This window comes from Testudinibacter sp. P17/SS/0325, assembly GCF_053570765.1.
The window spans coordinates 2,372,587-2,398,486 of the sequence record NZ_CM131635.1 but is presented as its reverse complement, the minus strand read 5'-3'; the positions used below and the strand labels follow the sequence as shown (position 1 = coordinate 2,398,486).

Genomic DNA, 25,900 nt, shown 5'->3' with positions numbered 1-25,900 from the left:
TTGCCGATTACTTTAACTAATATATCAATCGGTCAAAACTCAACTAAATGAAGAGGAATTTAAAATGAAAAAAACTGCAATTGCATTAGCTATCGCGGGTTTCGCAGTCGCTTCCGTAGCGCAAGCGGCACCGCAAGCGAACACGTTTTATACCGGTGCTAAAGCGGGTTGGGCTTCTTTCCATGATGGTTTGACTCAATTCGAAAAATTGGATGGCCGCAATACTGGATATCAACGTAACTTCGTTACTTACGGTGTGTTCGGTGGTTACCAAATCAATGATTACCTGGCGGTTGAACTGGGTTATGACGATTTTGGTCGTGCTAAATTGAAATACAAAGGTGACACGACTGCTAAGCACACTGCACATGGTACACACTTAACATTAAAAGCGAGCTACCCGGTATTGGCTGACTTGGATGTGTATGCACGTGTAGGTACAGCATTAGTGCGTTCTGACTACAAAACTTACGGTGATACTATCACTTTCCCAGGTCGTCGTGGTCATGATTTACGTACTTCAGCAGTATTCGCCGGTGGTTTAGAGTACGCGATTATCCCATCTTTGGCATTGCGCGTAGAATACCAATGGCTGAACAATGTGGGTAAAAAATCTAACTCTTTAAGCAATGACTACCGTCCGGATATCGGTTCTGTCACTGCGGGTTTAAGCTACCGTTTCGGTCAAGGCGTTGCCGCAGCGCCTGAAATCATCATCAAAAAATTCGCATTCAGCTCAGATGTGTTATTTGATTTCAACAAATCAAACCTGAAATCCGGTGCAGAGCAAGCATTAGATGATATGACTGCGGATGTTGCGCAATCAGGTTTAGCAAGCCCTAACTACAATGTAGCGGGTTATACAGACCGTATCGGTTCTGACGCTTACAACCAAAAATTGTCTGAAAAACGTGCTGAAACTGTAGCGAACTACTTGGTTTCTAAAGGCGTTGATCAAGCGAACGTAACCGCTGTCGGTTACGGTAAAGCAAATCCTGTGACCGGTTCTAATTGTGATGCAGTCAGCGGCCGTAAAGCGTTGATCGCTTGTTTGGCTCCGGATCGTCGCGTAGAAGTTGCGGTACAAGGTGCTAAATCTGTCGAAATGTAATTCATTTAAATTGATTACATTATCCATATCAAGCTCGGCTATGCCGGGCTTTTTTGTATAAAAATCATCCGTTTGTAATTGAAAATATGTAAACAAGTATAGTGTGCGCACAAAAAATAAGCATATTTTGACATCAATACTTGATTTTTTGTGTAAGCGCTAGGATAATTTAACAATACTCAAATGACCTAATCGGTCAATTATTTATCATAATGAGTATAGGATGATTTGACCAATGTCGGTACAAATCAAAAAATCTCAATATAGATTGGACCATGAAGTACACTCGAATTGAAGTGATGGCAGCCTTCCATTTTATGCTAGGCTATCTATATTAATAAGATGAAAATAGAGGATCATCAAAATGAAAAAAACTGCAATTGCATTAGTCATCTCTGGTTTGGCATTAGCATCTGTAGCACAAGCAGCACCACAAGCGAACACGTTCTATGCCGGCGCTAAAGCGGGTTGGGCTTCTTTCCATGACGGTTTGAGCCAATGGAATAAAGAAGCTGCTAATCGCGGTTTCAATCGCAACTCTGTTACTTACGGTGTGTTTGGTGGTTATCAAATCACTGACAACTTCGCGGTCGAATTAGGCTACGATGATTTTGGTCGTGCTAAATTTAAAGAAAATAACGAGCTTGCTCTGAAACATACCAATCACGGTGCTCATTTAAGCTTAAAAGCAAGCTATCCGGTATTGGCTGATTTAGATGTCTATGCCCGTGTTGGTGCGGCATTAGTGCGTTCTGATTATAAAACTTACGGAGCTGCTGCTGATTTAGGTCGTGAGCATAGCTTAAAAACTTCCGCGGTATTTGCCGGTGGTCTGGAATATGCAATCCTGCCTTCTTTAGCGTTGCGTGTTGAATATCAATGGTTAAACAACGTAGGTAAATTGAAAAATGATGATGGTTCACGTGCAGACTACCGTCCGGATATCGGTTCTGTCACTGCGGGTTTAAGCTACCGTTTCGGTCAAGGCGTTGCCGCTGCTCCTGAAATCATCACTAAAAAATTCGCATTCAGCTCGGATGTATTATTTGATTTCAACAAATCAAACCTGAAATCCGGTGCAGAGCAAGCATTAGATGGTATGACTGCGGATGTTGCGCAATCAGGTTTAGCGAACCCTAACTACAATGTAGCGGGTTACACAGACCGTATCGGTTCTGACGCTTACAACCAAAAATTGTCTGAAAAACGTGCTGAAACTGTAGCGAACTACTTGGTTTCTAAAGGCGTTGATCAAGCGAACGTAACCGCCGTCGGTTACGGTAAAGCAAATCCTGTGACCGGTTCTAACTGTGACGCAGTCAGCGGCCGTAAAGCGTTGATCGCTTGTTTGGCTCCGGATCGTCGCGTAGAAGTTGCGGTACAAGGTGCTAAATCTGTTTCTATGTAATTAGCATTCGGATAAACAGTTCAAAACCCGGCTTAGTCCGGGTTTTTTCATTTCTGATTGTAGAAAAATAATAGCCAGCACGCAAAATCAGTTACAATGACGAAGAATCGGAGATTGAGGACAGAATAATGAAACCCAACAAAAATTTATTACAGCCGGAAGATAATCAAAACCCTTTGTTTGCATTGGTCGTCATGAGTGCAGCCGTTATTATTATTTTGGCAGGTGTCAAAGCGGCGGCGGATATTATTGCCCCTTTATTGTTGGCACTTTTTATCAGTATTATTTGTTCGCCATTGGTAGGCAAAATGATGCACTACAAAGTGCCGCAATGGCTGGCAATTACATTATTACTTTGTTTTATTTTTATGATTTTTAGTGTGTTCGGTACGTTGGTCGGCGCTTCCGTCAATGAGTTTACGGCGTCAATGCCGCAATATAAAGAGTTATTGACGGAGAAAATCGGTTGGCTAACCGCACTTGGCGAGAAATATAATATTCCGCTGTTTTTGCCAAAACAACGTATCGTTGAAAATCTGAATCCGAATACCTTAATGAATTTTATGAGCAATATTCTCGGTCAATTATCCGGTATGTTGAGTAATATTTTCGTTCTGTTTTTGATTGTGGTGTTTATGTTGTTGGAGATTCCGCTGGCAAAACGTAAATTGACGTATTTGGCGAACACCCAAGCCAAGGGTGAACAAATCCAACTGAAAAGCGAGATTTACCGGGTAATTGACAGCGTTATCCGTTATTTGTCGATTAAAACACTTATCAGTATTTTAACCGGGGTATCTATTTTTATTGTATTGAAATTATTGGATATCCAGTATGCAGTGTTGTGGGCAAGCGTTGCATTTTTAATGAATTATATTCCTAACATCGGTTCGATTATTGCCGCGATTCCCGTCATTATCCAAGCATTTCTCTTAAACGGCATTGGCGAAGGCATTGCGGTAATTATTGCTTATTTTGCGGTGAACACCATATTCGGTAACCTTATCGAACCGAGGATTATGGGGAAACATCTCGGGTTATCGACCTTGGTTGTCTTTATCTCATTAATTTTTTGGGGCTGGCTGTTGGGAACGGTGGGAATGTTTCTTTCGGTTCCCCTAACGATGGCGAGTAAAATTGCTTTAGAGGCCAGCCCGGTTACTGAAAAACTGGCGTATTTATTGGGTAACGGTGAGGAATAGCAAAATCATTCATCTTTCTTATTATGAATTTTATTCATGATAAATGTGAAAATAACAAGTTTGACTATAACGGCAATACTGATTAATTTAGACGTCTAAACATCCAAATTAAGACGAGGTCAGTATGAGTTACGCAAGAGAGATTGATGCCCTGAATCAAAGTGTGGCGGATTTGAACGGGAAGTTGAATGTTTCGTTTGAATTTTTCCCACCGAAAAATGAAAAAATAGAAACGCTGCTGTGGGAATCGATCGATCGGTTGAAAGTGTTAAAACCAAAATTTGTATCGGTTACTTACGGTGCTAACTCAGGGGAGCGTGAACGCACCCATAGTATCGTAAAGGCGATTAAGCAACAAACCGGTTTAGAAGCGGCACCGCACTTGACGGGGATTGATGCGACGGCGGACGAATTAAAAGTGATTGCCCAAGATTATTGGGATAGCGGTATTCGCCATATTGTGGCACTGCGCGGTGATGAACCCAAAGGGTATGCCAAGAAACCGTTTTACGCTTCTGATTTGGTCGAGTTGTTGCGCGGCGTTGCGGACTTTGATATTTCTGTTGCCGCTTATCCGGAAGTTCATCCGGAAGCAAAATCGGCGCAAGCGGATCTGCTACATCTTAAGCGTAAAATTGATGCCGGAGCGAGCCGGGCGATTACCCAATTTTTCTTTGATATCGACAGCTATCTGCGCTTTCGTGACCGTTGCGCTACGATTGGCATTGATGTGGAAATCGTGCCGGGGATTTTGCCGGTGTCCAATTTCAAACAACTGCAAAAAATGGCGACCATCACCAACGTGAAAATTCCCAGTTGGATGACCAAAATGTATGAAGGGTTGGAAAACGATCAGACTAGCCGTAATCTGGTTGCTGCCAGCATTGCGATGGATATGGTGAAAATCTTATCGAAAGAAGGGGTGAAAGATTTCCATTTTTATACCCTAAATCGTTCTGAGTTGACTTATGCGATTTGCCACACGTTAGGGGTGCGACCGGCATAAAGCTGGCTAACGATGAAAATAATGATTGGTACATACGGAGCGCAATAGCTGTTTGAACAATAAGGTTCCAAGTGTTACAAACTTTCGCCAAAATGGATTTTAAATCCGGTATCAATAATTTCTCTTGCCGGCGGAATAGAATTTAAACGGTCGATCACTTCTTGCGCGGCGATTTTACCGATTTCAAAACGAGGTGTGATCACCGTTGCCAGTTGCGGGGTCATTGATTGCCCGACATTATGCCCGTGAAAGCCGGCAATGGCGATTTGCTGCGGAATGGCAATGCCTTGGCGCTGGCATTCAAACACCGCACCGATTGCCAAATCGTCATTGGTGCAAAAAATGCCGTCGCTGTCGGGGCGTTGTGCCAAAATTTGGCGTAGTTGTTGCGCGCCGAGGCTGAATGATGACGGTTGTTCGGTGATCAATTTATACGGCTGTAAACCGTGCGCTTTCATCGCCGCTTCATAGCCTTCGATTTTTTGAAAAGTGCGGTTGTCCATGCGCGCGGCAAAATAGACAATGTTTTTACGCCCGCGCGCAATCATCGCTTCCGTCATTTGCCGTGCCGCCGCACGATTATCAAAACCGACTGCTTGCGCCACCGGCTTGCTGTGCTGTAAATCCATCATCTCAATCACCGGAATATTGGCAACCTGCAACATTTTTAGCGACTGCTTGCTATGCACGTTTTCGGACAAAATCAAGGCATCGACATTGTACGAAAGCAGCGATTTAATCCGCTGTTCTTCGATTTCCGGCGAATAACCGAAGTGCGCCAACATGGTTTGGTAGCCCGACAATTCGGTCACCGATTCAATTCCTTTGATCACATCGGCAAACACCTGATTGGTGAGCGAGGGAACCAGCACGCCGATGGCATAACTTTTGGCGCTGGACATAATGCGCGAGGCAACGTTGGGAATATAGCCAAACTGTTCAATTGCCGCCGCAATTTTCTCGCGCGTCGCCGGCGCAACTGTTTGCGGATTGCGCAAATAACGGCTGACCGTCATTTTGGTAATGCCGAGATGATTGGCAATGTCTTGCAGCACAGGGCGTTTCTTTTGCATGGGTTGACCGCACTTTGATCCGGTAGTAAAGAAATAATTATACTTTAAAGCAGGCGACTAAATGTGAAATATCCCCGATTAAATTCGGCTTTTCCAACGCACAATGGCTGTCGGCAAGCGGGCAGCGGGTGCGGAACACGCAGCCGGACGGCGGGTTGATCGGTGATGGCAGGTCACCTTCCAACAGCTGAATTTTCTTATTGCGTTCCAGTTTCGGATCGGCAATCGGCACGGCGGACATCAAGGCTTTGGTGTACGGGTGCTTGGTGTCTTGATATACTGCGCGGTAGTCGCCCAGCTCCACCGCATTGCCGAGATACATCACCAACACGCGGTCGGAAATGTGCTTCACCACCGACAGATCGTGCGCAATAAAAATCAGCGATAAGCCCATCTCTTTTTGTAACGACTTCAGCAGATTGACCACTTGCGCCTGAATGGATACGTCCAATGCCGACACCGGCTCATCACAGATAATCAGTTTCGGCTCGATAATCAGGGCGCGCGCAATGCCGATCCGTTGGCATTGTCCGCCGGAAAATTCGTGCGGATAGCGGTTGATTAAATTCGGCAGCAAGCCGACTTTTTGCATCATCGCCTGCACTTTGCTTTTCACCTCTTGCCGGCTCAAGTGCGGTTGGTAGACTTTCAACGGCTCGGCGATAATGTCGCCGATCGTCATGCGCGGATCAAGCGAGGCGAGCGGATCTTGGAAAATCATCTGAATATCGTTGCGCAACGCTTTCCACTCTTTGGCGTTTTGCTTGCTCAGATCTTTGCCTAACCATGCCATTGCGCCGCCGGCGGATTTCACCAAGCCGATAATCGCGCGCGCCAAGGTCGATTTGCCGCAGCCGGATTCGCCGACCACGCCCAAGGTTTCGCCCTGATAGAGTTTGAAGGAGACGCCATTGACCGCTTTTAAGGTTTGCGGTTTGGCGAAAAAGCTTTTTTTGTCTTGCTTAATTTTAAAGTGAACGCTGAGATTGTTCACATCGAGTAATAACGGTTTATTTTCGTTTTGCATACTGTGTTCTCAAGCTACATTTCCGTAACCGGAATAAAACAAGCCCGCAGGCGATTATGATCGAAACGTTGCAACTGCGGCGCTTGCAGACATTGCGCCGTGGCTTTTAAGCAACGCGGTTGGAATGGGCAGCCGTTCGGTAAATTCAGCAAATTCGGCGGATTGCCCGGAATGGTGATCAGCTCGTGCGATTCTTCGTTCAGTTTCGGTACGGCATTGATCAAGCCGATAGAGTAGGGGTGGGTCGGATGATAAAAAATCTGTTCCGCCGTGCCGTATTCCATGGTGCGCCCGGCGTACATCACCAGCACATGATCGCAAATCCCGGCAACCACGCCCAAATCGTGGGTGATCATGATAATTGCGGTGTTGAATTCGCTTTTCAGCTCATTCAGCAAACTCATGATTTGCGCCTGTACGGTCACGTCAAGTGCGGTTGTCGGTTCGTCGGCGATCAGCAATTTCGGACGGCACAGCAACGCCATGGCAATCATCACCCGTTGGCGCATACCGCCGGAAAATTCATGCGGATACATCTCCATGCGCTTTTTCGCTTCCGGCATTTTCACTGCGTCAAGCATAGCCAAGGATTCGTTATAAGCACTTTTGCGATCCAAGCCTTTGTGCAACATCAGGACTTCCATTAACTGATCTTTGACTTTCATATACGGATTGAGCGAGGTCATCGGATCTTGGAAAATCATCGCGATCTGTTCGGCACGCAAGTGATTCAGCTCTTTCTTCGGCAGGTTTAAAATCTCTTTGCCGTTGAATTTTGCCGAGCCTTCGATCCGTCCGTTGTCGGCAAGCAAGCCCATCAAGGCAAATGCGGTTTGCGATTTGCCCGAGCCGGATTCGCCGACAATGCCCAGCGTTTGCCCGGCATTGAGTGCGAAGGTCAGATTATTGACGGCGGTGACATCGCCGTCGTGGGTTTTGAAAATCACCCGCAGATCGTTTACATCGAGTAGTAAATTCGGATTTGTCATTGTATTTCCTCACATCTCTATTAGCGATCTTTCGGGTCGAGCGCGTCGCGCAAGCCGTCGCCGATAAAGTTAAAGCAGAATAGGGTTATCACTAAAAACAGTGCTGGGAAAATCAGCAGCCACGGCAGATATTCCATCGCCCGTGCGCCGTCGTTCAACAAACCGCCCCAACTGCTCAGCGGTTCTTGCGTGCCCAATCCTAAGAAGCTGAGGAAAGATTCAAATAAAATCATGCCCGGCACAAGCAGCGAGGCATAAACCACCACCACGCCCAACACGTTCGGCACGATATGCCGCCAGATGATCTGTCGGGTCGGCACGCCGCAGACAATGGCGGCTTCGACAAACTCTTTACGTTTCAAACTTAGAGTTTGCCCGCGTACGATCCGCGCCATGTCTAACCACGACACCATGCCGATCGCGACGAAGATCAGCAGGATATTTTGCCCGAAGAAGGTCACCAATAAGATCACGAAGAACATAAACGGAAACGAGTTCAGGATTTCCAAAATCCGCATCATCACCGCGTCGGTTTTGCCGCCGACATAGCCGGAAGTCGCGCCGTACAGCGTGCCGACCAACACCGCAATCAGCGCCCCGGCGATACCGACCAATAGCGAAATCCGCCCGCCCATCGCCACGCGCACCAACATATCACGCCCGGAGGAATCGGTGCCGAAATAGTGTCCGCTTTCCAAATCCGGTGCCGCCGACATCATGTTCCAATCGGTTTCGTCGAAAGCAAACGGCATTAAGAGCGGTGCGAACACCACAAACAGAGTAATCATAAACAGCACCAACAGGCTGACCAACGCCGCCCGGTTATGGAAAAAGCGGCGTTTGGCGTCTTGCCACAGGCTGCGTCCTTCCACTTCGTCTTGTTGGCTCAGTTGTTGTGCCAAATTTTCAATAAATTCGGTATTTTCTTGTTTAATCAACATAATACATCCTTTAATAACGAATTTTAGGATCGATTACGGCATACAAAATATCCACAATCGCATTAAAGGTGATGGTGAGTGCGCCGACCAAAATAGTCAGGCTCAACACCAACGAATAATCACGGTTCAATGCCCCGTTCACAAACAGCTGCCCCAAACCGGGCAAGCCGAAGATACTTTCGATCACCATTGAACCGGTGATAATACCGACAAAGGCAGGCCCCATATACGACACCACCGGCAGCAGCGCAGGGCGCAAGGCGTGGCGCAAAATAATCCGTCGCATTGGCAAGCCTTTGGCTTTGGCGGTGCGGATAAAATTGGAGTGCAGCACCTCAATCATCGAACCGCGCGTGATCCGCGCAATGCTGGCAATGTAAGAGAGCGAAAGTGCGGTCATCGGCAGCAGCATGTTGATCAATGTGCCGCCGTTCCAGCCGCCTGCCGGCAGCCATTTCAGGGTGATGGCGAAAATCAACACCAATAGCGGCGCAACCACGAAGCTGGGGATCACCACGCCGGTCATGGCAAAGGTCATAATAAAATAGTCGATCCACTTATTCTGCTTAATCGCCGCCACCGTGCCGGCAAGCACGCCGAAAAACAGCGCGATCAAAAAGGCGGAAAAGCCCAGCTTTAACGATACGGGAATCGCCTGCGCCACCAGTTGATTGACGGTGAAGTCTTTATATTTGAATGAAGGCCCGAAATCGCCTTGCGCAAGGTTTTTCAAATACAATAAATATTGGGTATGAATCGGCTTGTCCAAATTGTATTTGGCTTCAATATTTGCCATCACTTCCGGCGGATAGTTTTTTTCGCTGGAAAACGGGCTGCCGGGAGCGAGCCGCATCATGAAAAACGAGATGGTGATCAACACAAACAGTGTCGGGATTGCCTGTAAAAAACGGCGTAAAATGAGTATCAGCATAATGAGTATCTAAAAAGTAAATGAGAAATCAACAAAGTGCGGTAGTGTACCGCACTTTGAGATGAGAAGTGAATTCAAAGCTTGAATTACTGCTTAATCAAATACACATCTTTCAGATAGTAGTTTTGCCCCGGGTGCGCAACGGCATAGCCTTTCACATACGGTTTCACCAAGCGCGGTTGCACATAGTGATAGAACGGCACCGACGGTACGTCGCGGCTGAAGAAGGTTTCCGCATTGGCGTAATCGGTTTGGCGTTGCTCATCGCTGTCTGCCAGCAACGCATGTTTCACCGCCGCATCATATTCGGCGCTCTTATAGAATGCGGTGTTGTTGCTGCTGTCGGACAAGTAGTAGTTCAGGAATGAAGTGGCTTCATTGTAGTCTGAACACCAACCGGCACGCGCTACGTCATAGTTGCCTTGGTGACGGGAATCCAAATAGGTTTTCCACTCTTGGTTTTCCATTTTGGCATTGACTGCGCCGCCCAAATTTTGTTTCCAGATGGAACTTGCCGCAATCGCAATTTTCTTGTGGTTTTCAGAAGTATTATACAAAATGGTGAAATTCAGCGGATTTTGCTTGTTGAAACCGGCTTCGGCTAACAATTTAATCGCTTCTTCGTTGCGTTTTTTCTGATCCCAACTTGCCCATTCGGGGTTGGTCAATTTTTCACCGCCGTTGATATATGGCGGCGTGAAGTGATAGGCAGGCACTTGCCCTTGTCCCAACACTTTATCGGTAATAATGTTGCGGTCAATCGACAGGCTCAATGCTTGGCGCACGCGCGGATCGTTAAACGGCGCTTTGGCGGTATTGATTTCATATACATAAGTACACAAAATCGGGCTGGTGTATATTTCGTTCGGGAAATCCGCTTTTAATTTCGGGAACATGTCCGGCGGCACGTCTTTACCGGTGATGTCGATTTCGCCGGCGCGATAGCGGTTCATGTCGGTGGTGGAGGATTCAATCGGCAGCAAGGTGACTTTGGTTAAGACGGTGTTGGCGTTGTCCCAATATTGCGGATTCGGCGACAATTCGGCTTTTTCATTCACAATCAGGCTGTCTAATTTGAACGCACCGTTGTTCACCATATTTTCTTTTTTCGTCCATTGGTCGCCGAATTTTTCCACGGTGGCTTTGTGCACCGGATATAACACATAGTGTTCAACCAGTTTATCGACATACGGAATCGACGAATTCAAGGTTAATTGCAAGGTGTGCGCGTCTAACGCTTTCACGCCCAATTCGCTCGGTGGTTTTGTGCCTTCCACGATTTCAGCCGCATTTTGCAGGGTGAGATATTTCAAATAGGTGCCGTAAGGGGCGGCGGTTTTCGGATCAGCCAAACGCTGCCACGCATACACAAAATCTTCCGCCGTCACCGGATCGCCGTTCGACCATTTGGCGTTGTCGCGCAGGTGGAAAGTCCAGGTTTTGAAGTCTTCGGAATGATCCCAAGATTTCGCGACACCGGGCAAAATATGCCCTTTTTCATCGGAGGTGACCAAGCCTTCAAACAATTGGCGGGTGAATTGCCCTTCGACATCGCCTTCGATTTTTGCCGGATCAAGGCTTGCCGGGTTGGCGGAAACGTTATAAACCAACTCTTGTTTTGCCGCGAGTTCGGTTCCGGCAGGCACATTGGCGGCAAACGCAGAAGTGGCAAGACCAAAAGTTAAAGCCGTTAACACGGCACTGTTTAAGCGAGAGAGTTTGAAAGTCATTATAGTTACTCCTTGTCAATGTTGTGTTTTGAAGTGTTTTTTCAGTGAATAGCTATACCGCATTCTTTCATAAAAAACAACTTTATAAATGGATAAAGATCAAAATTCTGATAATCATCACGTTAAATAAATGTTAAACACCAATAATTGATGATAAATTCAGCAAGATTGTTCATTTCGCTAAAAAAATAATGAAAAAAGGGTACAATACGCTTAGTTAGCCTGTCGAAGCAAAATAACAAAGAGGATTATAAATGAGTGAGCAAAATATTGTCGAAAGTGAATTCAATCATGTGGTCAGTGATGTCATCCGTTTAACGCAATACAGCCACGGCGCCGGTTGTGGTTGTAAGATCTCTCCGAAAGTGTTGGATCAAATTTTACACACCGAAATGGAAAAATTTATGGATCCGCAGTTGCTGGTTGGCAATGAGAGCCGGGATGACGCGGCGGTGTACGATCTTGGTAACAATATCGGCATTATCAGCACCACCGATTTTTTTATGCCGATTGTTGATGATCCGTTCACTTTCGGTAAAATCGCCGCCACCAATGCAATCAGCGATATTTATGCCATGGGCGGCAAGCCGATTATGGCGATTGCGATTTTGGGCTTCCCGATCAGCAAATTACCACCGGAAGTGGCGCAGCGTATTGTGGACGGCGGGCGTGCGGCATGTCAGACGGCAGGAATATCCCTCGCCGGCGGACACTCGATTGACGCGCCTGAACCGATTTTCGGCTTGGCGGTAACCGGTGTGATTAATACCGAGAAATTGAAGAAGAACAATGCTGCTGAAGCCGGCTGTGAACTTTATCTGACCAAGCCGTTGGGTATCGGCATTCTGACCACCGCTGAGAAAAAAGGCAAATTGAAAGCGGAACATCAGAATCTCGCTTCAAACGTGATGTGCCAATTAAACAGTATCGGCACAAAATTTGCCGAGATTGAAGATATTACCGCCATGACTGATGTCACCGGTTTTGGCTTGCTGGGACACTTATCAGAAATCTGCCAAGGTTCAAATGTCGCGGCAGAAGTAGATTTCAACCAAGTGCGGTTACTCGACGGCGTGGAATATTATGTTGAAAAAGGCTGTATCCCGGGCGGCAATAAACGTAACTTTGACAGCTACGGGCATTTGATTTCGCCAATGAGCGAGGCGCAGCAAGCGGTTTTATGCGATCCGCAAACATCAGGCGGCTTGCTGATTGCCGTGCGTCCACAGGCGGTAGAGCAGGTGAGAACGTTGGCGGCGGAAAACGGCGTTGAACTGTTTCGGATCGGGCGCTTACTGGCACGGCATGCCGATAGCCAGGTATTGATTGAGGTGCGTTAATCGCGCAAGTTATCTAACTAAAAATAAAGACGAATAAAAGAGGACAGAATAATGATGGTATTATCGGCGTCAGCGCAGAGCGGGATTTTATTAGAACATTGCCGAGCGGGGCTTTTTTTAGAAGCGACGATTATTGATTTATCGGCATTAAAACAAGCGGTGATTCCCTTTTTAACCGAATTGGAAAAATTGCAGCAGGCTTATCCTGAGGCGGGATTAGGTGCGACGCTGGCTTTCGGCGATTCGGTTTGGCAGCAACTGAAAAAAGAGCAAAGTGCGGTTGAATTGAAACCTTTCACCACCTTAGGCAAAGGCAACTTAACTGCCCCGGCAACACAGCGTGATTTGCTGATCCATATTCAGGCGTTGCGCCAGGATGTCTGCTTTTCCGCCGGGCAAATGGCAATGCGGTTGTTTGCCGCAGCGATTAAGGTGGAAGAAGAAACTCAAGGTTTCCGCTGGATTGAAGAACGTGATTTAACCGGCTTTATTGATGGTACGGAAAATCCGCAAGGCACAGAGGAGCGCTCAGCAATTGCGTTGATCGCCAAGGGTAACGATCAAGGCGGCAGCTATGTGTTCACCCAACGTTATGAACATCAACTGGATAAATGGCAAAAACTGAATACCGAAAAACAAGAAAGTGTGATCGGCAGAACCAAAGCCGATAGCGTGGAATTGGATGATGTACCTGATACATCGCACGTCGGCAGAGTGGATCTGAAAGAAAACGGTGCCGGGCTGAAAATGGTACGCCAAAGCCTGCCATACGGTAAAGTCAGTGGCGCCCACGGTTTGTATTTTATCTGCTACTGCGCACGCTTGCACAATATCGAACAACAATTGTTGAGTATGTTCGGTGAAACCGATGGAAAAACCGACCGTTTGCTTGGCTTCACCAAAGCGGTCAGCGGCAGTTACTATTATGCTCCGTCGCTTAAACAGTTAAAAGCCCTGGCATAACGTAACATCTTCAGCGTAGGCAAAGTGCGGTCAGATTAAAAACGAATCAGACCGCACTTTTTGTTATAGCGAGCTGTTTAGCTATAACAAAAAAGCCGATTGCTTTCCCGATCGGCTTGTATCTTTGCAGTATAAATACTGTCGGTAAATTTCCAAAGTCGGGTAGCCAAAATGCATTACTGCGTTTCAGCCCCCTAAGAACTGTACGGGCAAATTTCTCTGCATACAGCTCAAGCCTTTCTATTAACTATGTGATAGTCGGTTTCACTACCTTTAAATTCAAGGCGTGGACTTTTCTATGACATATCGGGTGTAGCAAACAACGATTACTCAAAGCGTCACTACCGCCATACATTCGATACTCAATATGATGGTCGTGCCAACCTGTTTCTTCCGTTATTGCCTGTTCGCATAATGCACATTTTCCTTTCTGATCGTTATACAGGGCTTGCCACTGTCGTCGGTGCGATTGTTTATTATACAACCGCTGACGATGTAACTCTTCTCCATATAACTCCCACTCCGGTAAAAACGGATTATAATCCTGTTTCACTTTAATGTGCCGTTCAATTTTGACGTATCCGCAATAGAATAACTCTATCGGTTTCAATTCACCTTTTGGATCAGTATAGGTTGTGCCAAATATCCAATTTCTAGTGGCGGTTGAACAAAAGTATTTCTCTTTTATCCACCTTATCCCTTTATTGTGATGTCGGCGTTTACACCATTTCCATAAGGCTCGCCAAATCAATGCGTCCATTCGGGCAAAGGCAATGCTGGAAACTTGATGACGGTGATAGTTAGCCCACCCTCGTAACATCGGATTTAACACAAAAATCAGCTCTTCTTGTTTCGCCATTTTCATCTTAGAAATCATGGTTTTTGCCTTGCGATAAAATGTTTGCACATTCTTCTTGCTCGGTTTAATCAAGATTCGTTGATTCAAACGTCGAACCGTCCAACCTAAAAAATCAAATCCTTGTTCGATATGCACCACCTTGGTTTTACTTTCTGACAGAGATAACCCTCGTTCTGCCATAAAGTTTTTCACCACAGGTAAGACTTTATTTTCCAGTAGTTCTTTTGAATTGCCCGAAATAATAAAATCATCGGCATATCGCACCATGTAGGTTTTATGTTCTCGAATTTGTTTACTGCCTTTCGCACCGAAGTGCTTCGCCAGTTCGTTTTCGAGCCCGTCCAGTGCCATATTTGCCAGAGTCGGGAAATTATACCACCTTGTGGCGTACCTTCCTCTGTCCGTTTTAACTGCCCGAATTCAACCACACCCGATTTCAGCCATTTATGCAATATCCGTTTATTCATCGGAATATGTTTTAACAGCCAATCATGATTGATGTGGTCGAAACATCCTTGTATATCGGCGTCTAATATCCATTCGGCAGGACGATTGGTTTTTCGCCCTTTCTTGGTGAATATTTGATGTATATGGGTTATCGCGTCAGCCGTAGAACGGTTTAGCCTAAACCCATATGAGCCTTTATCTGCCAATGTTTCAGCAACAGGTTGCAGTGCCAGTAAATACAATGCCTGCATAGCCCTATCCCTCATTGTCGGAATCCCTAATGGTCGTTGCTTACCATTGGGTTTGGGAATATAAACTCGCCGCAATGGGCTAGGTTTATACCCTTTTGCCGACAAGGTGTCGATTGCTTTCCATTTGAGTGATGGAGAATCCCAAATGGTTTTATCCACACCGGCAGTCCGTTTGCCTTTATTTTCAGTCACTCGTCTAACGGCTAATGCTTTCGCATAAAACGAGTGGGTCAGCATTCGTTGTAGGTTTTTAACCCTACGCCAATCGCTTTCCCGTGTTGCCTTCGCAATCCGCACTTGCATTCCTTTAACATAGCGTTGCACCTTTCCCCAATCAATTGAGTGCCAGTGTTGCGCTATGTTCGGAGCCGTTGGCGCTGGACTGCATAATACTTTCTTAGTAGAATGAGTTCGCTCTTTCATACTTGCTCCTGATAGTACAAGAAGCAGTAAGAAACATCGGTAAGTGGATAAATTCCTAATGTAATTAACCTTGCCCAAATAACAATACGATTATTTGGATTAGTTACAAGAGGAACTATCGTTTTACCGACAGTCTTACATCTCTTGTAACCGTTGGGTTAAAGAGTAGCGTCGCGTTGGTGAGAGGGGTTTTCCCGTCCCAATTATTGGCTGTTTCTCAGGCAGCCAATGCGCCAACGCGCGTTTTACCCTTATTTATTACATTGTTATCAGTTTGTTTTCCCGACAATTATCAATGACCTATTGGTAAATCACCGCTAATTCTCCAAACTTTCCAATAACCATTAAAGGAATTTGCCCGTCATCTTGCGATGAAAGACCAGTTGGAAGTCTGCCCCCTTTCGGGTGGGTCATATTTCATACCCTATCCCTGCCATTACAGCAAAGCATTCGCTTTCTCCAACCTCCCTTACCTGCACTTTCAACAGCATTGCTTACGCTTTACCTGCCTTATCCCTTATTTCCCCTGCCGCTCTTTTCAAACGGTTGGAGAATTGTGGACAGGGCGAAAATACAGGCTTACCAATTTCCGTTATTACCACACGAATAGTGAAGATACAGTCTGTCCCCCGACGGTTTGATGATGACGTATTCCCACGTTAAAGAGGAATAACCAACCGCATACCTTTTGGTCAAAGCCAATAACAGTCGTAGGCTTTCTCTTCATTACGAGGTTTATCAACTGTTCACTTACGTTTATCTTTCTATTCAGCCTAGCACCTTGAATGTTGTACTGTTCAACATTCTCTTCCCGTTATCTCACGATAAACGGCAACCTCCGAGGAGGGGTTACATTGTCAGGACGCTTCGTACCGTTTCGTTACCAAAACCGCACTGCCCCTAGGCTACTGCCAGTCATATAGCAGGTTACACTCTCGTTATACCGAGCGTAACAATGATAATAACAGCTTATGCACTTACTAAGTTTTCACACCTAAACAGCATAAATAAGTCTTGTCTGCATACTATTTACTTCTTCCTGTTCCCAATGTTGCCGAGAACTTCGTACTTTACTGTTTTATATCCTATTTTCAGCATACGCATTTCATTTTCTCAAAATTTAGATACAGCTAAGCCGCTCTTCTTGATGAGATAAATACAATTTATAAACATGAAATAACTGAAAATTGAGCAATAATAACCTTATCTTGATGTTGTATCAAAATAAAGTGTAATGCTATTGACATCTCTATCCCCCTTAACAGAGAAAAAGAGATTATAATGTGTAAAGCAAACCGATTTAATCGGTCATGTTTGAAGTATGCACTTACCAATATAAACTACCAATTTATATTGTAGGTTTAGTTTCATCGTGCTCGTAAACCTCTGGGCTTTATTTATAGTAGGCGGTAAATATGGATTTATGACAAGGAGCTATGGGTAAGCTCTTAACTGGATCTTGCTTTCTTAACTTAACCTTGAGTATTTGACTACTCAGGACGACATCAAAGTGAAGATCATACCTTAGTTACACATAAATTGGTCTATTTACTAATCCAACTTAGAACAAAGATCTTAGGCAACGCCTCGTTTCTTTGTCTGGCTTCCCAAGTACCCCCGAGGGGTACTTGAAAAGTTGTTGCAAACCTCGTATAAAAGGTTTGCAACTGCGTGCAAGAATTGCTATACTCCGATAAAATATCTTTGTAAAAACAATAACTTGCACACCATAAGTGCGACATTGTCGCACTTAACGTTTGGAGAATTGTGGACGACGACGTGCTTTGCGCAGACCCACTTTTTTACGTTCAACACGACGTGCGTCACGAGTGACGAAGCCGGCTGCACGCAATGCAGGGCGTAAAGTTTCGTCATATTCCATTAAAGCGCGGGTGATACCGTGACGGATCGCACCGGCTTGACCTGAAATACCACCACCTTTAACAGTGATGTATAGATCCAATTTCTCAGTTAATTCAACTAATTCCAACGGTTGACGCACGATCATGCGTGAAGTTTCGCGACCGAAATAAACGTCGATTTCACGTTGGTTGATAGTGATTTTACCTGTACCCGGTTTGATGAATACACGGGCTGAAGAGCTTTTGCGGCGGCCTGTGCCGTAGTTTTGATTCTCTGCCATAATCTTGATCCCGTGATTAAATGTCTAATACTTGTGGTTGTTGCGCAGCGTGGCTGTGTTCGGCACCCGCATACACTTTTAATTTACGATACATTGCACGACCCAAAGGACCTTTAGGCAACATACCTTTAACCGCAATTTCAATCACGCTTTCAGGACGACGTTCGATCATCTCTTTGAAAGTCGCTTGTTTGATTCCACCGATGTGGCCTGTGTGCCAGTAGTAGATTTTATCGCTTTGTTTTTTACCGGTTACGGCAACTTTCTCAGCGTTAATCACGATGATGTAATCACCGGTATCTACGTGCGGGGTGTACTCGGCTTTGTGTTTACCACGTAAGCGACTTGCGATTTCAGTAGCCAAACGACCTAAAGTTTTACCGGTCGCGTCAACTACATACCAGTCACGTTTTACAGTTTCCGGTTTTGCTACAAAAGTTTTCATTAAATGATTACCAATATAAAAATTTTAAACCCTGTGTCTAATATTAGACACACCTCAAATTGATTGCTGCACCCCTTCGAGTGAGAACTCAATGACATTTACGCGGCGGGAAAACCAGTCGTAATACAGGGTCGCAAGATTATATAGGAAACGATTTCAAAAAGCGAACCTTTTAGCGAAAAATATGGGCTAAAAGGCTCATATTAATTTAACGCTGAGGCAAATCTTCCAACTCTTGATTACCAGTTTCATGAATAAGCCATTTAACCATGAAAAATGAGCCGATACAGCAGACCCCGTAAAATAAATAAGTCGGCGCAAGCCCAAAGGCTTGTAACATCGGTGGGAATGTCCATGTGACGATAACATTACCAATCCAGTTTGCACAAATGGCAATGCCAAGTCCGGTTGTTCGAATGCGGTTTGGGAATATCTCACCTAAAACCACCCAAATAGCAGGCCCCCAAGTGCCGCAAAAGAAAATATAAAAAATATGCGCACTGATTAAGGCCGCCCAAGACAGATATGCCGGTAATGCTAAGCCGTTTGCGCTTTTGTCTGCGCTCATAAAAATAAAGCCAGTAATCCAAAGAGAGATCCCCATACCTATTGAGCCGATCAGCAGTAATTTGCGTCGCCCAATTTTATCGATATATAACATACCGACAATAGTCATCAATACACCGATCATTGTTGTACCGATAGGAACGGCAAAGGAGAGTGATTGGGAAAATCCGACCGCACTCCAGAGTGAAGAGGCGTAGTATAAAATGATATTAATTCCAGTGAATTGCGCAACAAAAGCAAAACAAATTCCAATCCAAACAACCGGAACAAAAAGTGTTTTTGATGAGAGTACGTTTTTAATCGAAATAATTTCATCTAAATCCCCCAAACTTTGCTGAATGCTGTGAATTTTGGCATCCGGAGCCGTCTCACCGGTGTATTTGATTAAGACATGCTTTGCTTCGGTTAATTTATTTTTGCTAACAAGATAACGAGGTGATTCGGGTAATTTGAACGCCATAATTCCATATAGCATGGCTGGAAAAATTTCGACTAACAGCATCCAGCGCCAAGCTAATAAACCACCCCATAATTCGGCATTAGGAGAATTTTCAATGTTAGCAAGAAGATAATTAGAGATGAAGGACACTAATAAACCCACAGCGATAGCAAGTTGCTGTAAACTGCCCAAACGTCCACGTAAATGTGCCGGAGAAACTTCGGCAATATAAGCGGGCGCAATTACCGCGGCAATGCCGACCCCAATACCGCCGATTAATCGCCAAACTGAAAAATCCCATAAACCCACGGCAAGCGCTGAGCCGACTGCAGAAATGGAAAACATCACCGAGGCAACTAACATGACTTTTACTCGACCAAAACGTATGGCCGCGAGACCAGCATACCACGCACCAATTGCAGATCCGACTAATACAGAGGCAACGGCAAATCCTAATTCACCTGATGTAAGCCCAAAACCAAATTCCTCACTACGGATAGACTCAACTGTGCCACTAATAACCGCCGTATCGAATCCGAATAGAAATCCACCAAGTGCGGCAATAATAGAAATATAGATGACCGCACTTAGCGTGCTTTTACCGTTGTTCATAAAATGCTCCTTGTATTGGGCTTGCCAATTTGTTGTTTTAACCATTGAAAAATAGATATTCCATTTATATTCGGAATATTCTCATAGAGATATAAAAAAACGCAATGAGGATCAAGATTGAGGTTTTGAATGATAATATCTGAAAAGAATTGATATTTAAGATTAGGATTTTTAGGAGTTAGATAGTTAATGATGTATTCGGTATTTTTAACCGGAACAACCTCATCTTTTCTACTATGCAATAGCCACATCGGTATATTATTTAAGTTATCTAATAACTCGTTACTTGGAATTTCAGCCGGGCAAGCAATAATGCCAGCGCTAAATAAGTCAGGGCTATGCGCTAGTAATCTTAATCCTTGATAACCTCCCATCGACGCGCCGATAATATAAACGCGTTTTTTATCAATCTGTGGATGTTGTAAAAAAATATTTTTAATCAAATAAATGAGCGTGGCGGTGTAATCTTGTTTTCCAAAATAAGTGATTCCATTTAATTTAAATTCTTTCAACCAAAAATCAGGACATTGTGGCGCAAGAATAAAAGGATAATCAAAGAATTGTTGTATGGCAGGATCGGTAAACGTTGCAACGGCACGATCAGCAATAAGATGACTTTGATTATCACCGCCTTCCCCGGCGCCATGTAGATAAATGATTAATGGGTGGTTTGTGTTGTTTTTGTGAGGAACATAGAGGTTATAATCCAAATCGTTAAATGATGAGTGTTGGCATTTATCTATTTCTATATGTTGAATCGGTAATAAATTCATCACTTTTAATACCCTGTGAAATATATCTTTGACCTGAAATTTAAATTTGATTTTAACTTGAATATGGCAACGCTGTTGTCGAAACTGCACTTGATCAAATTTTAATGTTTTTGTGATTGAGTCGTTCAATGCTTGCTTGATAAATACCGTTATTGCTGAGGCATTACGTTGTTCAATATATGCAATAGATAGCTTTTCCCACTGGTTGTCTGTATTTTCGCTTGCTAGGAAAATAGCGATGCTATTTGTATTAAATAGCGGCATTCCAGAAATGGGACTTGAAAAACGTAACTTGAATTGCGTAATTCTCTCCCCAAGTATATCAACTTTGGCTATAGGCAAGCATTCGCAATAAAAATCGGGTGGATTATTGGATTTCATTTTATCACCTATTGATTGTTCTCTTTTTATTTCTTAGTATAATATTATCAGAGCAGAAACATCGCTTTCTAACACAATTTTCGCTAATTTTTATAAAAATCGTATTTTATAAGAGGTCTTGTTATGAAAATTACGTTAAAACTAATGAATGACCAAGCCGAAATTATTCAATCTTACTTACCTTACGTTCGTATAGGTATTCAATGTAATAAATTATCCGATTTTAATGACATGAAAGCGTTATGCCATTGGCATGAAGATATTGAATTAATTAAAATTTTAAGTGGCGAAATGTATTATTATGTGAATGGGAAGACCTTTGTTTTAAAGAAAGGGGATGGTATTATTGTGAATGCGAAAGCAATGCACTATGGTTACTCTTTATCCGGAAAAGATTGTGATTTTATTTGTGTTTTAATTAACCCTATGATTTTTAGTGCTGAAAAAACGTTATTCCAAAAATTTGTTGAACCGGTCATTAATACCAAACGACTGGAAGCGAATTATTTATCTTTTGAAGAACCCGCCCATTTGGCTATTTTGCAAGATATTGAAACATTGGGAAATTTACATTTACAAGCGCAGCAATCGGATGATGGTATTGATATGGAGTGTATGGCAGTGGCTTACCAATGTTGGCATAAATGGTTTAATTTAGTAAGGAATTATCTTAATCAGGGCGATGGGGACGAGCCTGAAGAAATTGTATTGCAGAAAAAAATGACCAGTTTTATCCATCAAAATTATATGCATCCATTGCGATTAGACAGTATTGCTGCCTCGGCACATATTTGCCGTAGCCGTTGCTGTAAATTATTTAAAAAATATGTCCAACAAAGCCCAATGTCATTTTTAAATGCTTATCGAATTGAAGTGAGCCAAACCTTACTGGTGAATACGTCTTTGAGCATTACTGAGATTGCACTCAATAGCGGATTTAACCATTTAAGTTATTTTTCTAAGCAGTTTTATCTATTAAGCCAATGTACGCCAAAGCAGTATCGTCAGCGATTTCGGCAAGTTACGCGTAATTAAATGATGAAATTCGTGATCTAAATCTAAAAAAATTGGATTTAGTGTTTAGCTTTATCGGCATAACGTTTTATACTTTCAACCAGTTATGCTATTTTTTACATTTAAAATTTGAGGGGGAGTGTATGGAAACAGCAGCAAATTCGGCAATCACAGGTAACCCGTGGTTGATCGGCTTTATCGGTGTGGTGATAGGTTTTGTGTTGGCGTATTTTTTGATTCGTGCCACGAGCGGCAATGTGCGCAAACAGGTGCAGACCGAATCGGAGTTGAAACAGGTCAAAACCGAGGTTGAACAGCAAAAAGCGAAAATTGAGGAGCATTTTGCCGAAAGTGCGGATTTATTGAAATCGATGGCGCAAGATTATCAGCGCTTATATAAACATTTGGCGAAAAGTTCGGTCGCTCTGTTGCCGGAAACCACAGCGAAAGCGATTTTTGAGGAAAATCCGCTGTTGGAATCGGGGGGAAAAGAAGCGGAAGCTGCCGATACGGCGGCGGGCGATAAAGTCGCAGCGGAAGCGACGGCAGTAGAAGACGTTGCCGGCAAAGATCAACCGAAAGATTATTCGAAAGGTTCTTCCGGTTTATTGAAAAGCAAAGAAGCTTAATCTTATCCAAGCGATTTAAAAGGCAGCGTTTCGTTGCCTTTATTTTTATCCATTTAAACCTGTTAAGAGTGCGGTATGCGTGAGTTTAATGAAATCATCAAAGCAAAAGAATGGCAAAATCAGTTAGTCACTTCATCCTTGTCCCGCTTGGCGGCACATTCGCCGTTACGAGCCTATCCCGATGTGCCAAGTGCGGTCGGCAAAACGCCGTCGCCGAATCAACAATCGTTAAACGGCGTGTGGCAATTTCAACTGTTTGCCAAGCCGGAAGCCGTGCCTGAAGAGGTTATCCAACCGCACTTTGATGATACTGACTGGCTGAAGATTGCCGTGCCGTCCAACTGGCAGTTGCAACCGAATGTAGCGGACAATCCGATTTATACCAATATCCGCTATCCGTTTGACGATAAGCCGCCTTTCGTGCCACAAGATAATCCGACCGGCTGTTACCGCACGCTATTTCATTTGCCTGAAAAGTGGCTGCAACGCCAAGTGCGGATCAATTTTGACGGGGTCAACAGCGCATTCCATTTATGGTGTAACGGGCGTTGGGTCGGTTATGCGCAAGACAGCCGTGTGGCGGCGGAATTTGATTTAAGCGACTTTGTACATGCCGGCGGCAATCAGCTGACGGTGATGGTGTTGCGTTGGAGCGACGGTTCGTATTTGGAAGATCAGGATATGTGGTGGCTGAGCGGTATTTTCCGTGATGTGACCCTGTTGAGTAAACCGCACTTGCATATTGCCGACGTGGAGATTCACGCCGATTTAGATGCGGTTTATCAAAACGGTACATTGACGGTCAAAACCCGATTTAATCGCAATGCGGCGGAACAGACAAAAGTACGGTTGCAACTGTTTAACGGCGAAGATTGTTTGTTAGAGCAAGTTGCTTCATTCGCGCAACAAGCGGCGCTTGATGAAAAAGGGCGTTATCAAGATCGGCTTCAACAAACTGTCAGTGTGGGAGAGGTGCAGCCATGGTCGGCGGAAATACCGTACTTGTATCGCTGCGTAGTGAGTTTGTTGGACGAGAATAATAAGCTACTGGACTGCGAAGCCTACGATATTGGTTTCCGCAAGGTGGAAATCAAACACGGACAACTGTTGTTAAACGGCAAACCGTTGCTGATTCGCGGCGTGAACCGCCATGAACACCACCCCGAACGGGGACATGCCATCACCGTTGAAGATATGCGGCAAGATATTCTGCTGCTTAAACAGAACAACTTCAATGCGGTGCGCTGCGCCCATTATCCCAATCATCCGGCGTGGTATGAACTGTGCGATCAGTACGGCTTATATGTGGTCGATGAAGCCAATTTGGAAACCCACGGGCAATCGCCAATGCGCCATTTATCCGATGATCCGAGCTGGCTGAATGCCTATTTGGCGCGGGTGGTACGCATGGTGGAGCGCGATAAAAACCACGCCGGTATTATTATCTGGTCTCTGGGCAACGAATCGGGGATCGGCAATAATCATCATGCGATGTATCAATGGCTGAAACAGCGCGATCCGAGCCGCCCGGTGCAATACGAGGGCGGTGGCGCGATGACGGCGGCAACCGATATTATTTGCCCGATGTATGCGCGCGTCGAACAGGATCAATTCTTCGCTGCCGAAGCCGTCACCAAATGGGCAATTAAAAAAGCCATTTCCATGCCCGACGAACAACGCCCGTTGATTTTATGCGAATATGCCCATGCGATGGGCAACAGTTCCGGCAACTTCAACCAATATTGGCAGGCATTCCGCCAATATCCGCGCTTGCAAGGCGGCTTTATTTGGGATTGGGTCGATCAAGGGCTGACCAAATACGATCAAGACGGCAACCCGTATTGGGCGTACGGCGGCGATTTCGGCGATCAGATTAATGATCGCCAGTTCTGTATTAACGGCTTGCTGTTCCCTGACCGCACGTTGCACCCGGCGATGGCGGAAGTGAAAAAAGCACAACAGTTTTTCCAATTTAAATTGGAAAAAGCGGCGCAGGGCTATGAATTGACCGTCACCAGCGAATATCTGTTCAAAACGGTGAAAGACTGTTTCCTACATTGGAAATTGAGCGCCAACGGTTTCCCGATTCGTTTTAATTACAGCGGCTTAAATTTGCCACCGCAAGGCAGCCAAACCATCCGTATTCCGTTGGATATTCATTTACTGCCGGATACTTTGTATCTGATTGATGTGGAAGTGATTTTAAATCAAACACAGATGTGGGCGGAAAACGGTTTTTGCGTGGCGAAAGAACAGTTTGTGCTGCCGGAAGTGATTGCGTTGAGCGAACCGCACTTTGTATCCGATCACGCCGTTGAGCTGCCGTTGATTAGTGAAAGTGCGGATCAGGCGCAAGTGCAAGGCGAAGATTTTCGCTTCGCCTTTGATAAAAAGTGCGGTTTACTCACCCGTTGGCAAAAGCAAGGAAAGGAGCAACTGGCGCAGCCGCTGCGCAATAATTTCTACCGTGCGCCGTTGGATAACGATATTGGCACAAGTGAGGCGCAACATATTGATCCGAATGCGTGGATCAGCCGCTGGCAAGCCGCCGGTTTGTGGTCGTTAAACGAAAAATGTCTAGATTTTCGCCTTGAGCCGCTATCCGATTGTGTGCAAATTCACGCCACGCACGGTTACTATTATCAAGATCAATTGCTGTTAAAAAGTTGCTGGTTGTATCGTATCAACGCACAAGGCGAGTTGGATCTGGATATTCAAATTGAAGTCGCCGACGGCTTGCCGTCCTTACCGCGGGTCGGGATTGAAATGGCGTTAGTCAACAATGACAGCCGTGTGAAATGGTTCGGGCGAGGGCCGCATGAAAATTACCCGGATCGCAAAAATGCCGCGCACATCGGGCAATACGATCTCAGTCAATTCGAATTGCACACCAATTATATTTTCCCGAGTGAAAACGGCTTGCGTTGCGATGTGCGCGAACTGAATTTCGCCAACCTGAATGTGCGCGGACATTTCCATTTTGCCGTCAGCCGTTTCAGCCGGCAAAATTTAGCCCAAGCACGCCATACTTGTGACTTGGTCGCCGATCCGTGCGTGTATTTACGGATTGATGGTTTTCACATGGGCGTGGGCGGTGATGATTCATGGACACCGAGTGTGCACAGGGAATATCAGCTGACACAACGAGAATATCGTTATCGCTTACGTTTGGCATAAAAACACAAAAGTGCGGCTT

20 protein-coding genes and 1 pseudogene are annotated in these 25,900 nt (G+C 44.9%); 9 read left to right on the top strand and 12 right to left on the bottom strand.

Going from position 1 to position 25,900, the window contains the following annotated elements; genetic code table 11:
• Positions 1 to 64: 64 nt before the first annotated feature.
• The 4 genes from ompA (ACWA50_RS11450) to metF all read left to right on the top strand — a co-directional run bounded on the left by ompA (ACWA50_RS11450) (position 65) and on the right by metF (position 4,727).
• Positions 65 to 1,111 carry a porin OmpA gene (gene ompA / locus ACWA50_RS11450; RefSeq protein ID WP_431052644.1) on the top strand — a complete coding sequence of 349 codons (1,047 nt, stop codon included), beginning with the start codon at positions 65 to 67 and terminating at the stop codon, positions 1,109 to 1,111.
• Between the two features lie 364 nt (positions 1,112 to 1,475).
• Positions 1,476 to 2,519 carry a porin OmpA gene (ompA, locus tag ACWA50_RS11445; RefSeq protein ID WP_431052642.1) on the top strand — a complete coding sequence of 348 codons (1,044 nt, stop codon included), beginning with the start codon at positions 1,476 to 1,478 and terminating at the stop codon, positions 2,517 to 2,519.
• Positions 2,520 to 2,713: 194 nt separating this feature from the next.
• On the top strand, positions 2,714 to 3,721 hold the full coding sequence (locus ACWA50_RS11440; RefSeq protein WP_431054349.1) for an AI-2E family transporter: 1,008 nt from the start codon (positions 2,714 to 2,716) through the stop codon (positions 3,719 to 3,721).
• Positions 3,722 to 3,845: 124 nt separating this feature from the next.
• On the top strand, positions 3,846 to 4,727 hold the full coding sequence (gene metF, locus ACWA50_RS11435) for a methylenetetrahydrofolate reductase (protein WP_431052640.1): 882 nt from the start codon (positions 3,846 to 3,848) through the stop codon (positions 4,725 to 4,727).
• A gap of 74 nt (positions 4,728 to 4,801) precedes the next feature.
• Here the strand turns inward: metF and gntR are convergent, their stop codons facing one another.
• The 6 genes from gntR to ACWA50_RS11405 form a co-directional block, all read right to left on the bottom strand.
• Complete coding sequence (gntR, locus tag ACWA50_RS11430) at positions 4,802 to 5,800, bottom strand: gluconate operon transcriptional repressor GntR (protein WP_431052638.1); 999 nt, start codon at positions 5,798 to 5,800, stop codon at positions 4,802 to 4,804.
• 37 nt (positions 5,801 to 5,837) lie between these two features.
• The gene (gene oppF / locus ACWA50_RS11425) at positions 5,838 to 6,827 is read right to left on the bottom strand and encodes a murein tripeptide/oligopeptide ABC transporter ATP binding protein OppF (RefSeq protein ID WP_431052636.1); all 990 of its coding nucleotides are present in this window, start codon (positions 6,825 to 6,827) and stop codon (positions 5,838 to 5,840) included.
• Positions 6,828 to 6,841: 14 nt separating this feature from the next.
• Entirely contained in the window at positions 6,842 to 7,816 is a 975-nt protein-coding gene (gene oppD / locus ACWA50_RS11420; protein ID WP_431052634.1) for an oligopeptide ABC transporter ATP-binding protein OppD, read from the bottom strand.
• Between the two features lie 20 nt (positions 7,817 to 7,836).
• Positions 7,837 to 8,757 carry an oligopeptide ABC transporter permease OppC gene (oppC, locus tag ACWA50_RS11415; protein ID WP_431052632.1) on the bottom strand — a complete coding sequence of 307 codons (921 nt, stop codon included), beginning with the start codon at positions 8,755 to 8,757 and terminating at the stop codon, positions 7,837 to 7,839.
• Between the two features lie 10 nt (positions 8,758 to 8,767).
• Complete coding sequence (gene oppB, locus ACWA50_RS11410) at positions 8,768 to 9,688, bottom strand: oligopeptide ABC transporter permease OppB (protein ID WP_431052631.1); 921 nt, start codon at positions 9,686 to 9,688, stop codon at positions 8,768 to 8,770.
• 86 nt (positions 9,689 to 9,774) lie between these two features.
• A complete protein-coding gene (locus tag ACWA50_RS11405) occupies positions 9,775 to 11,418 on the bottom strand; it encodes an ABC transporter substrate-binding protein (protein WP_431052629.1) in 1,644 nt (547 codons plus the stop codon).
• A gap of 254 nt (positions 11,419 to 11,672) precedes the next feature.
• On the opposite strand from ACWA50_RS11405, the gene selD reads away from it, so the two are divergent.
• Entirely contained in the window at positions 11,673 to 12,758 is a 1,086-nt protein-coding gene (gene selD / locus ACWA50_RS11400; RefSeq protein ID WP_431052627.1) for a selenide, water dikinase SelD, read from the top strand.
• A 51-nt stretch (positions 12,759 to 12,809) separates the two neighbouring features.
• Positions 12,810 to 13,721: a Dyp-type peroxidase gene (locus ACWA50_RS11395; RefSeq protein WP_431052625.1), complete on the top strand. Its 912-nt coding sequence runs from the start codon at positions 12,810 to 12,812 to the stop codon at positions 13,719 to 13,721.
• Positions 13,722 to 13,968: 247 nt separating this feature from the next.
• Here the strand turns inward: ACWA50_RS11395 and ACWA50_RS11390 are convergent, their stop codons facing one another.
• The 6 genes and pseudogenes from ACWA50_RS11390 to ACWA50_RS11365 form a co-directional block, all read right to left on the bottom strand.
• Positions 13,969 to 14,580 (bottom strand): group II intron maturase-specific domain-containing protein, encoded by a 612-nt coding sequence (locus ACWA50_RS11390; RefSeq protein ID WP_431054348.1) that lies wholly within the window; start codon positions 14,578 to 14,580, stop codon positions 13,969 to 13,971.
• Between the two features lie 153 nt (positions 14,581 to 14,733).
• Positions 14,734 to 15,581 (bottom strand): annotated as a pseudogene (locus tag ACWA50_RS11385) (reverse transcriptase domain-containing protein); the annotation flags it as partial.
• Positions 15,582 to 17,451: 1,870 nt separating this feature from the next.
• Complete coding sequence (rpsI, locus tag ACWA50_RS11380; RefSeq protein ID WP_034612860.1) at positions 17,452 to 17,844, bottom strand: 30S ribosomal protein S9; 393 nt, start codon at positions 17,842 to 17,844, stop codon at positions 17,452 to 17,454.
• A 16-nt stretch (positions 17,845 to 17,860) separates the two neighbouring features.
• Positions 17,861 to 18,289, bottom strand: coding sequence for a 50S ribosomal protein L13 (gene rplM, locus ACWA50_RS11375; protein ID WP_431052623.1), 429 nt, complete (start codon positions 18,287 to 18,289; stop codon positions 17,861 to 17,863).
• Between the two features lie 208 nt (positions 18,290 to 18,497).
• A complete protein-coding gene (locus ACWA50_RS11370; protein ID WP_431052621.1) occupies positions 18,498 to 19,907 on the bottom strand; it encodes a sugar porter family MFS transporter in 1,410 nt (469 codons plus the stop codon).
• On the bottom strand, positions 19,904 to 21,061 hold the full coding sequence (locus ACWA50_RS11365) for a carboxylesterase family protein (protein WP_431052619.1): 1,158 nt from the start codon (positions 21,059 to 21,061) through the stop codon (positions 19,904 to 19,906). Before ACWA50_RS11365 ends, ACWA50_RS11370 begins: the two co-directional genes overlap by 4 nt.
• A gap of 123 nt (positions 21,062 to 21,184) precedes the next feature.
• Between ACWA50_RS11365 and ACWA50_RS11360 the strand changes: the two genes are divergently transcribed.
• From ACWA50_RS11360 to ACWA50_RS11350, 3 genes are all read left to right on the top strand, one after another.
• Positions 21,185 to 22,096 (top strand): AraC family transcriptional regulator, encoded by a 912-nt coding sequence (locus ACWA50_RS11360; RefSeq protein ID WP_431052617.1) that lies wholly within the window; start codon positions 21,185 to 21,187, stop codon positions 22,094 to 22,096.
• A 122-nt stretch (positions 22,097 to 22,218) separates the two neighbouring features.
• Positions 22,219 to 22,704 carry a YhcB family protein gene (locus ACWA50_RS11355; RefSeq protein WP_431052615.1) on the top strand — a complete coding sequence of 162 codons (486 nt, stop codon included), beginning with the start codon at positions 22,219 to 22,221 and terminating at the stop codon, positions 22,702 to 22,704.
• A 75-nt stretch (positions 22,705 to 22,779) separates the two neighbouring features.
• The gene (locus tag ACWA50_RS11350; protein ID WP_431052613.1) at positions 22,780 to 25,881 is read left to right on the top strand and encodes a beta-galactosidase; all 3,102 of its coding nucleotides are present in this window, start codon (positions 22,780 to 22,782) and stop codon (positions 25,879 to 25,881) included.
• Positions 25,882 to 25,900: the final 19 nt, after the last annotated feature.

What these genes read in the sequence shown, in the direction of transcription:
- ompA (WP_431052644.1), top strand. Translation starts at nt 65, where the DNA reads ATGAAAAAAACTGCAATTGCATTAGCTATCGCGGGTTTCGCAGTCGCT.
- oppC (WP_431052632.1), bottom strand. Translation starts at nt 8,757, where the DNA reads ATGTTGATTAAACAAGAAAATACCGAATTTATTGAAAATTTGGCACAA.
- selD (WP_431052627.1), top strand. Translation starts at nt 11,673, where the DNA reads ATGAGTGAGCAAAATATTGTCGAAAGTGAATTCAATCATGTGGTCAGT.
- gntR (WP_431052638.1), bottom strand. Translation starts at nt 5,800, where the DNA reads ATGCAAAAGAAACGCCCTGTGCTGCAAGACATTGCCAATCATCTCGGC.
- ACWA50_RS11405 (WP_431052629.1), bottom strand. Translation starts at nt 11,418, where the DNA reads ATGACTTTCAAACTCTCTCGCTTAAACAGTGCCGTGTTAACGGCTTTA.
- oppF (WP_431052636.1), bottom strand. Translation starts at nt 6,827, where the DNA reads ATGCAAAACGAAAATAAACCGTTATTACTCGATGTGAACAATCTCAGC.
- ACWA50_RS11355 (WP_431052615.1), top strand. Translation starts at nt 22,219, where the DNA reads ATGGAAACAGCAGCAAATTCGGCAATCACAGGTAACCCGTGGTTGATC.
- rplM (WP_431052623.1), bottom strand. Translation starts at nt 18,289, where the DNA reads ATGAAAACTTTTGTAGCAAAACCGGAAACTGTAAAACGTGACTGGTAT.
- ACWA50_RS11350 (WP_431052613.1), top strand. Translation starts at nt 22,780, where the DNA reads ATGCGTGAGTTTAATGAAATCATCAAAGCAAAAGAATGGCAAAATCAG.
- ompA (WP_431052642.1), top strand. Translation starts at nt 1,476, where the DNA reads ATGAAAAAAACTGCAATTGCATTAGTCATCTCTGGTTTGGCATTAGCA.
- oppD (WP_431052634.1), bottom strand. Translation starts at nt 7,816, where the DNA reads ATGACAAATCCGAATTTACTACTCGATGTAAACGATCTGCGGGTGATT.
- ACWA50_RS11390 (WP_431054348.1), bottom strand. Translation starts at nt 14,580, where the DNA reads ATGGCGAAACAAGAAGAGCTGATTTTTGTGTTAAATCCGATGTTACGA.
- metF (WP_431052640.1), top strand. Translation starts at nt 3,846, where the DNA reads ATGAGTTACGCAAGAGAGATTGATGCCCTGAATCAAAGTGTGGCGGAT.
- ACWA50_RS11365 (WP_431052619.1), bottom strand. Translation starts at nt 21,061, where the DNA reads ATGAAATCCAATAATCCACCCGATTTTTATTGCGAATGCTTGCCTATA.
- ACWA50_RS11360 (WP_431052617.1), top strand. Translation starts at nt 21,185, where the DNA reads ATGAAAATTACGTTAAAACTAATGAATGACCAAGCCGAAATTATTCAA.
- ACWA50_RS11395 (WP_431052625.1), top strand. Translation starts at nt 12,810, where the DNA reads ATGATGGTATTATCGGCGTCAGCGCAGAGCGGGATTTTATTAGAACAT.
- rpsI (WP_034612860.1), bottom strand. Translation starts at nt 17,844, where the DNA reads ATGGCAGAGAATCAAAACTACGGCACAGGCCGCCGCAAAAGCTCTTCA.
- oppB (WP_431052631.1), bottom strand. Translation starts at nt 9,688, where the DNA reads ATGCTGATACTCATTTTACGCCGTTTTTTACAGGCAATCCCGACACTG.
- ACWA50_RS11440 (WP_431054349.1), top strand. Translation starts at nt 2,714, where the DNA reads ATGAGTGCAGCCGTTATTATTATTTTGGCAGGTGTCAAAGCGGCGGCG.
- ACWA50_RS11370 (WP_431052621.1), bottom strand. Translation starts at nt 19,907, where the DNA reads ATGAACAACGGTAAAAGCACGCTAAGTGCGGTCATCTATATTTCTATT.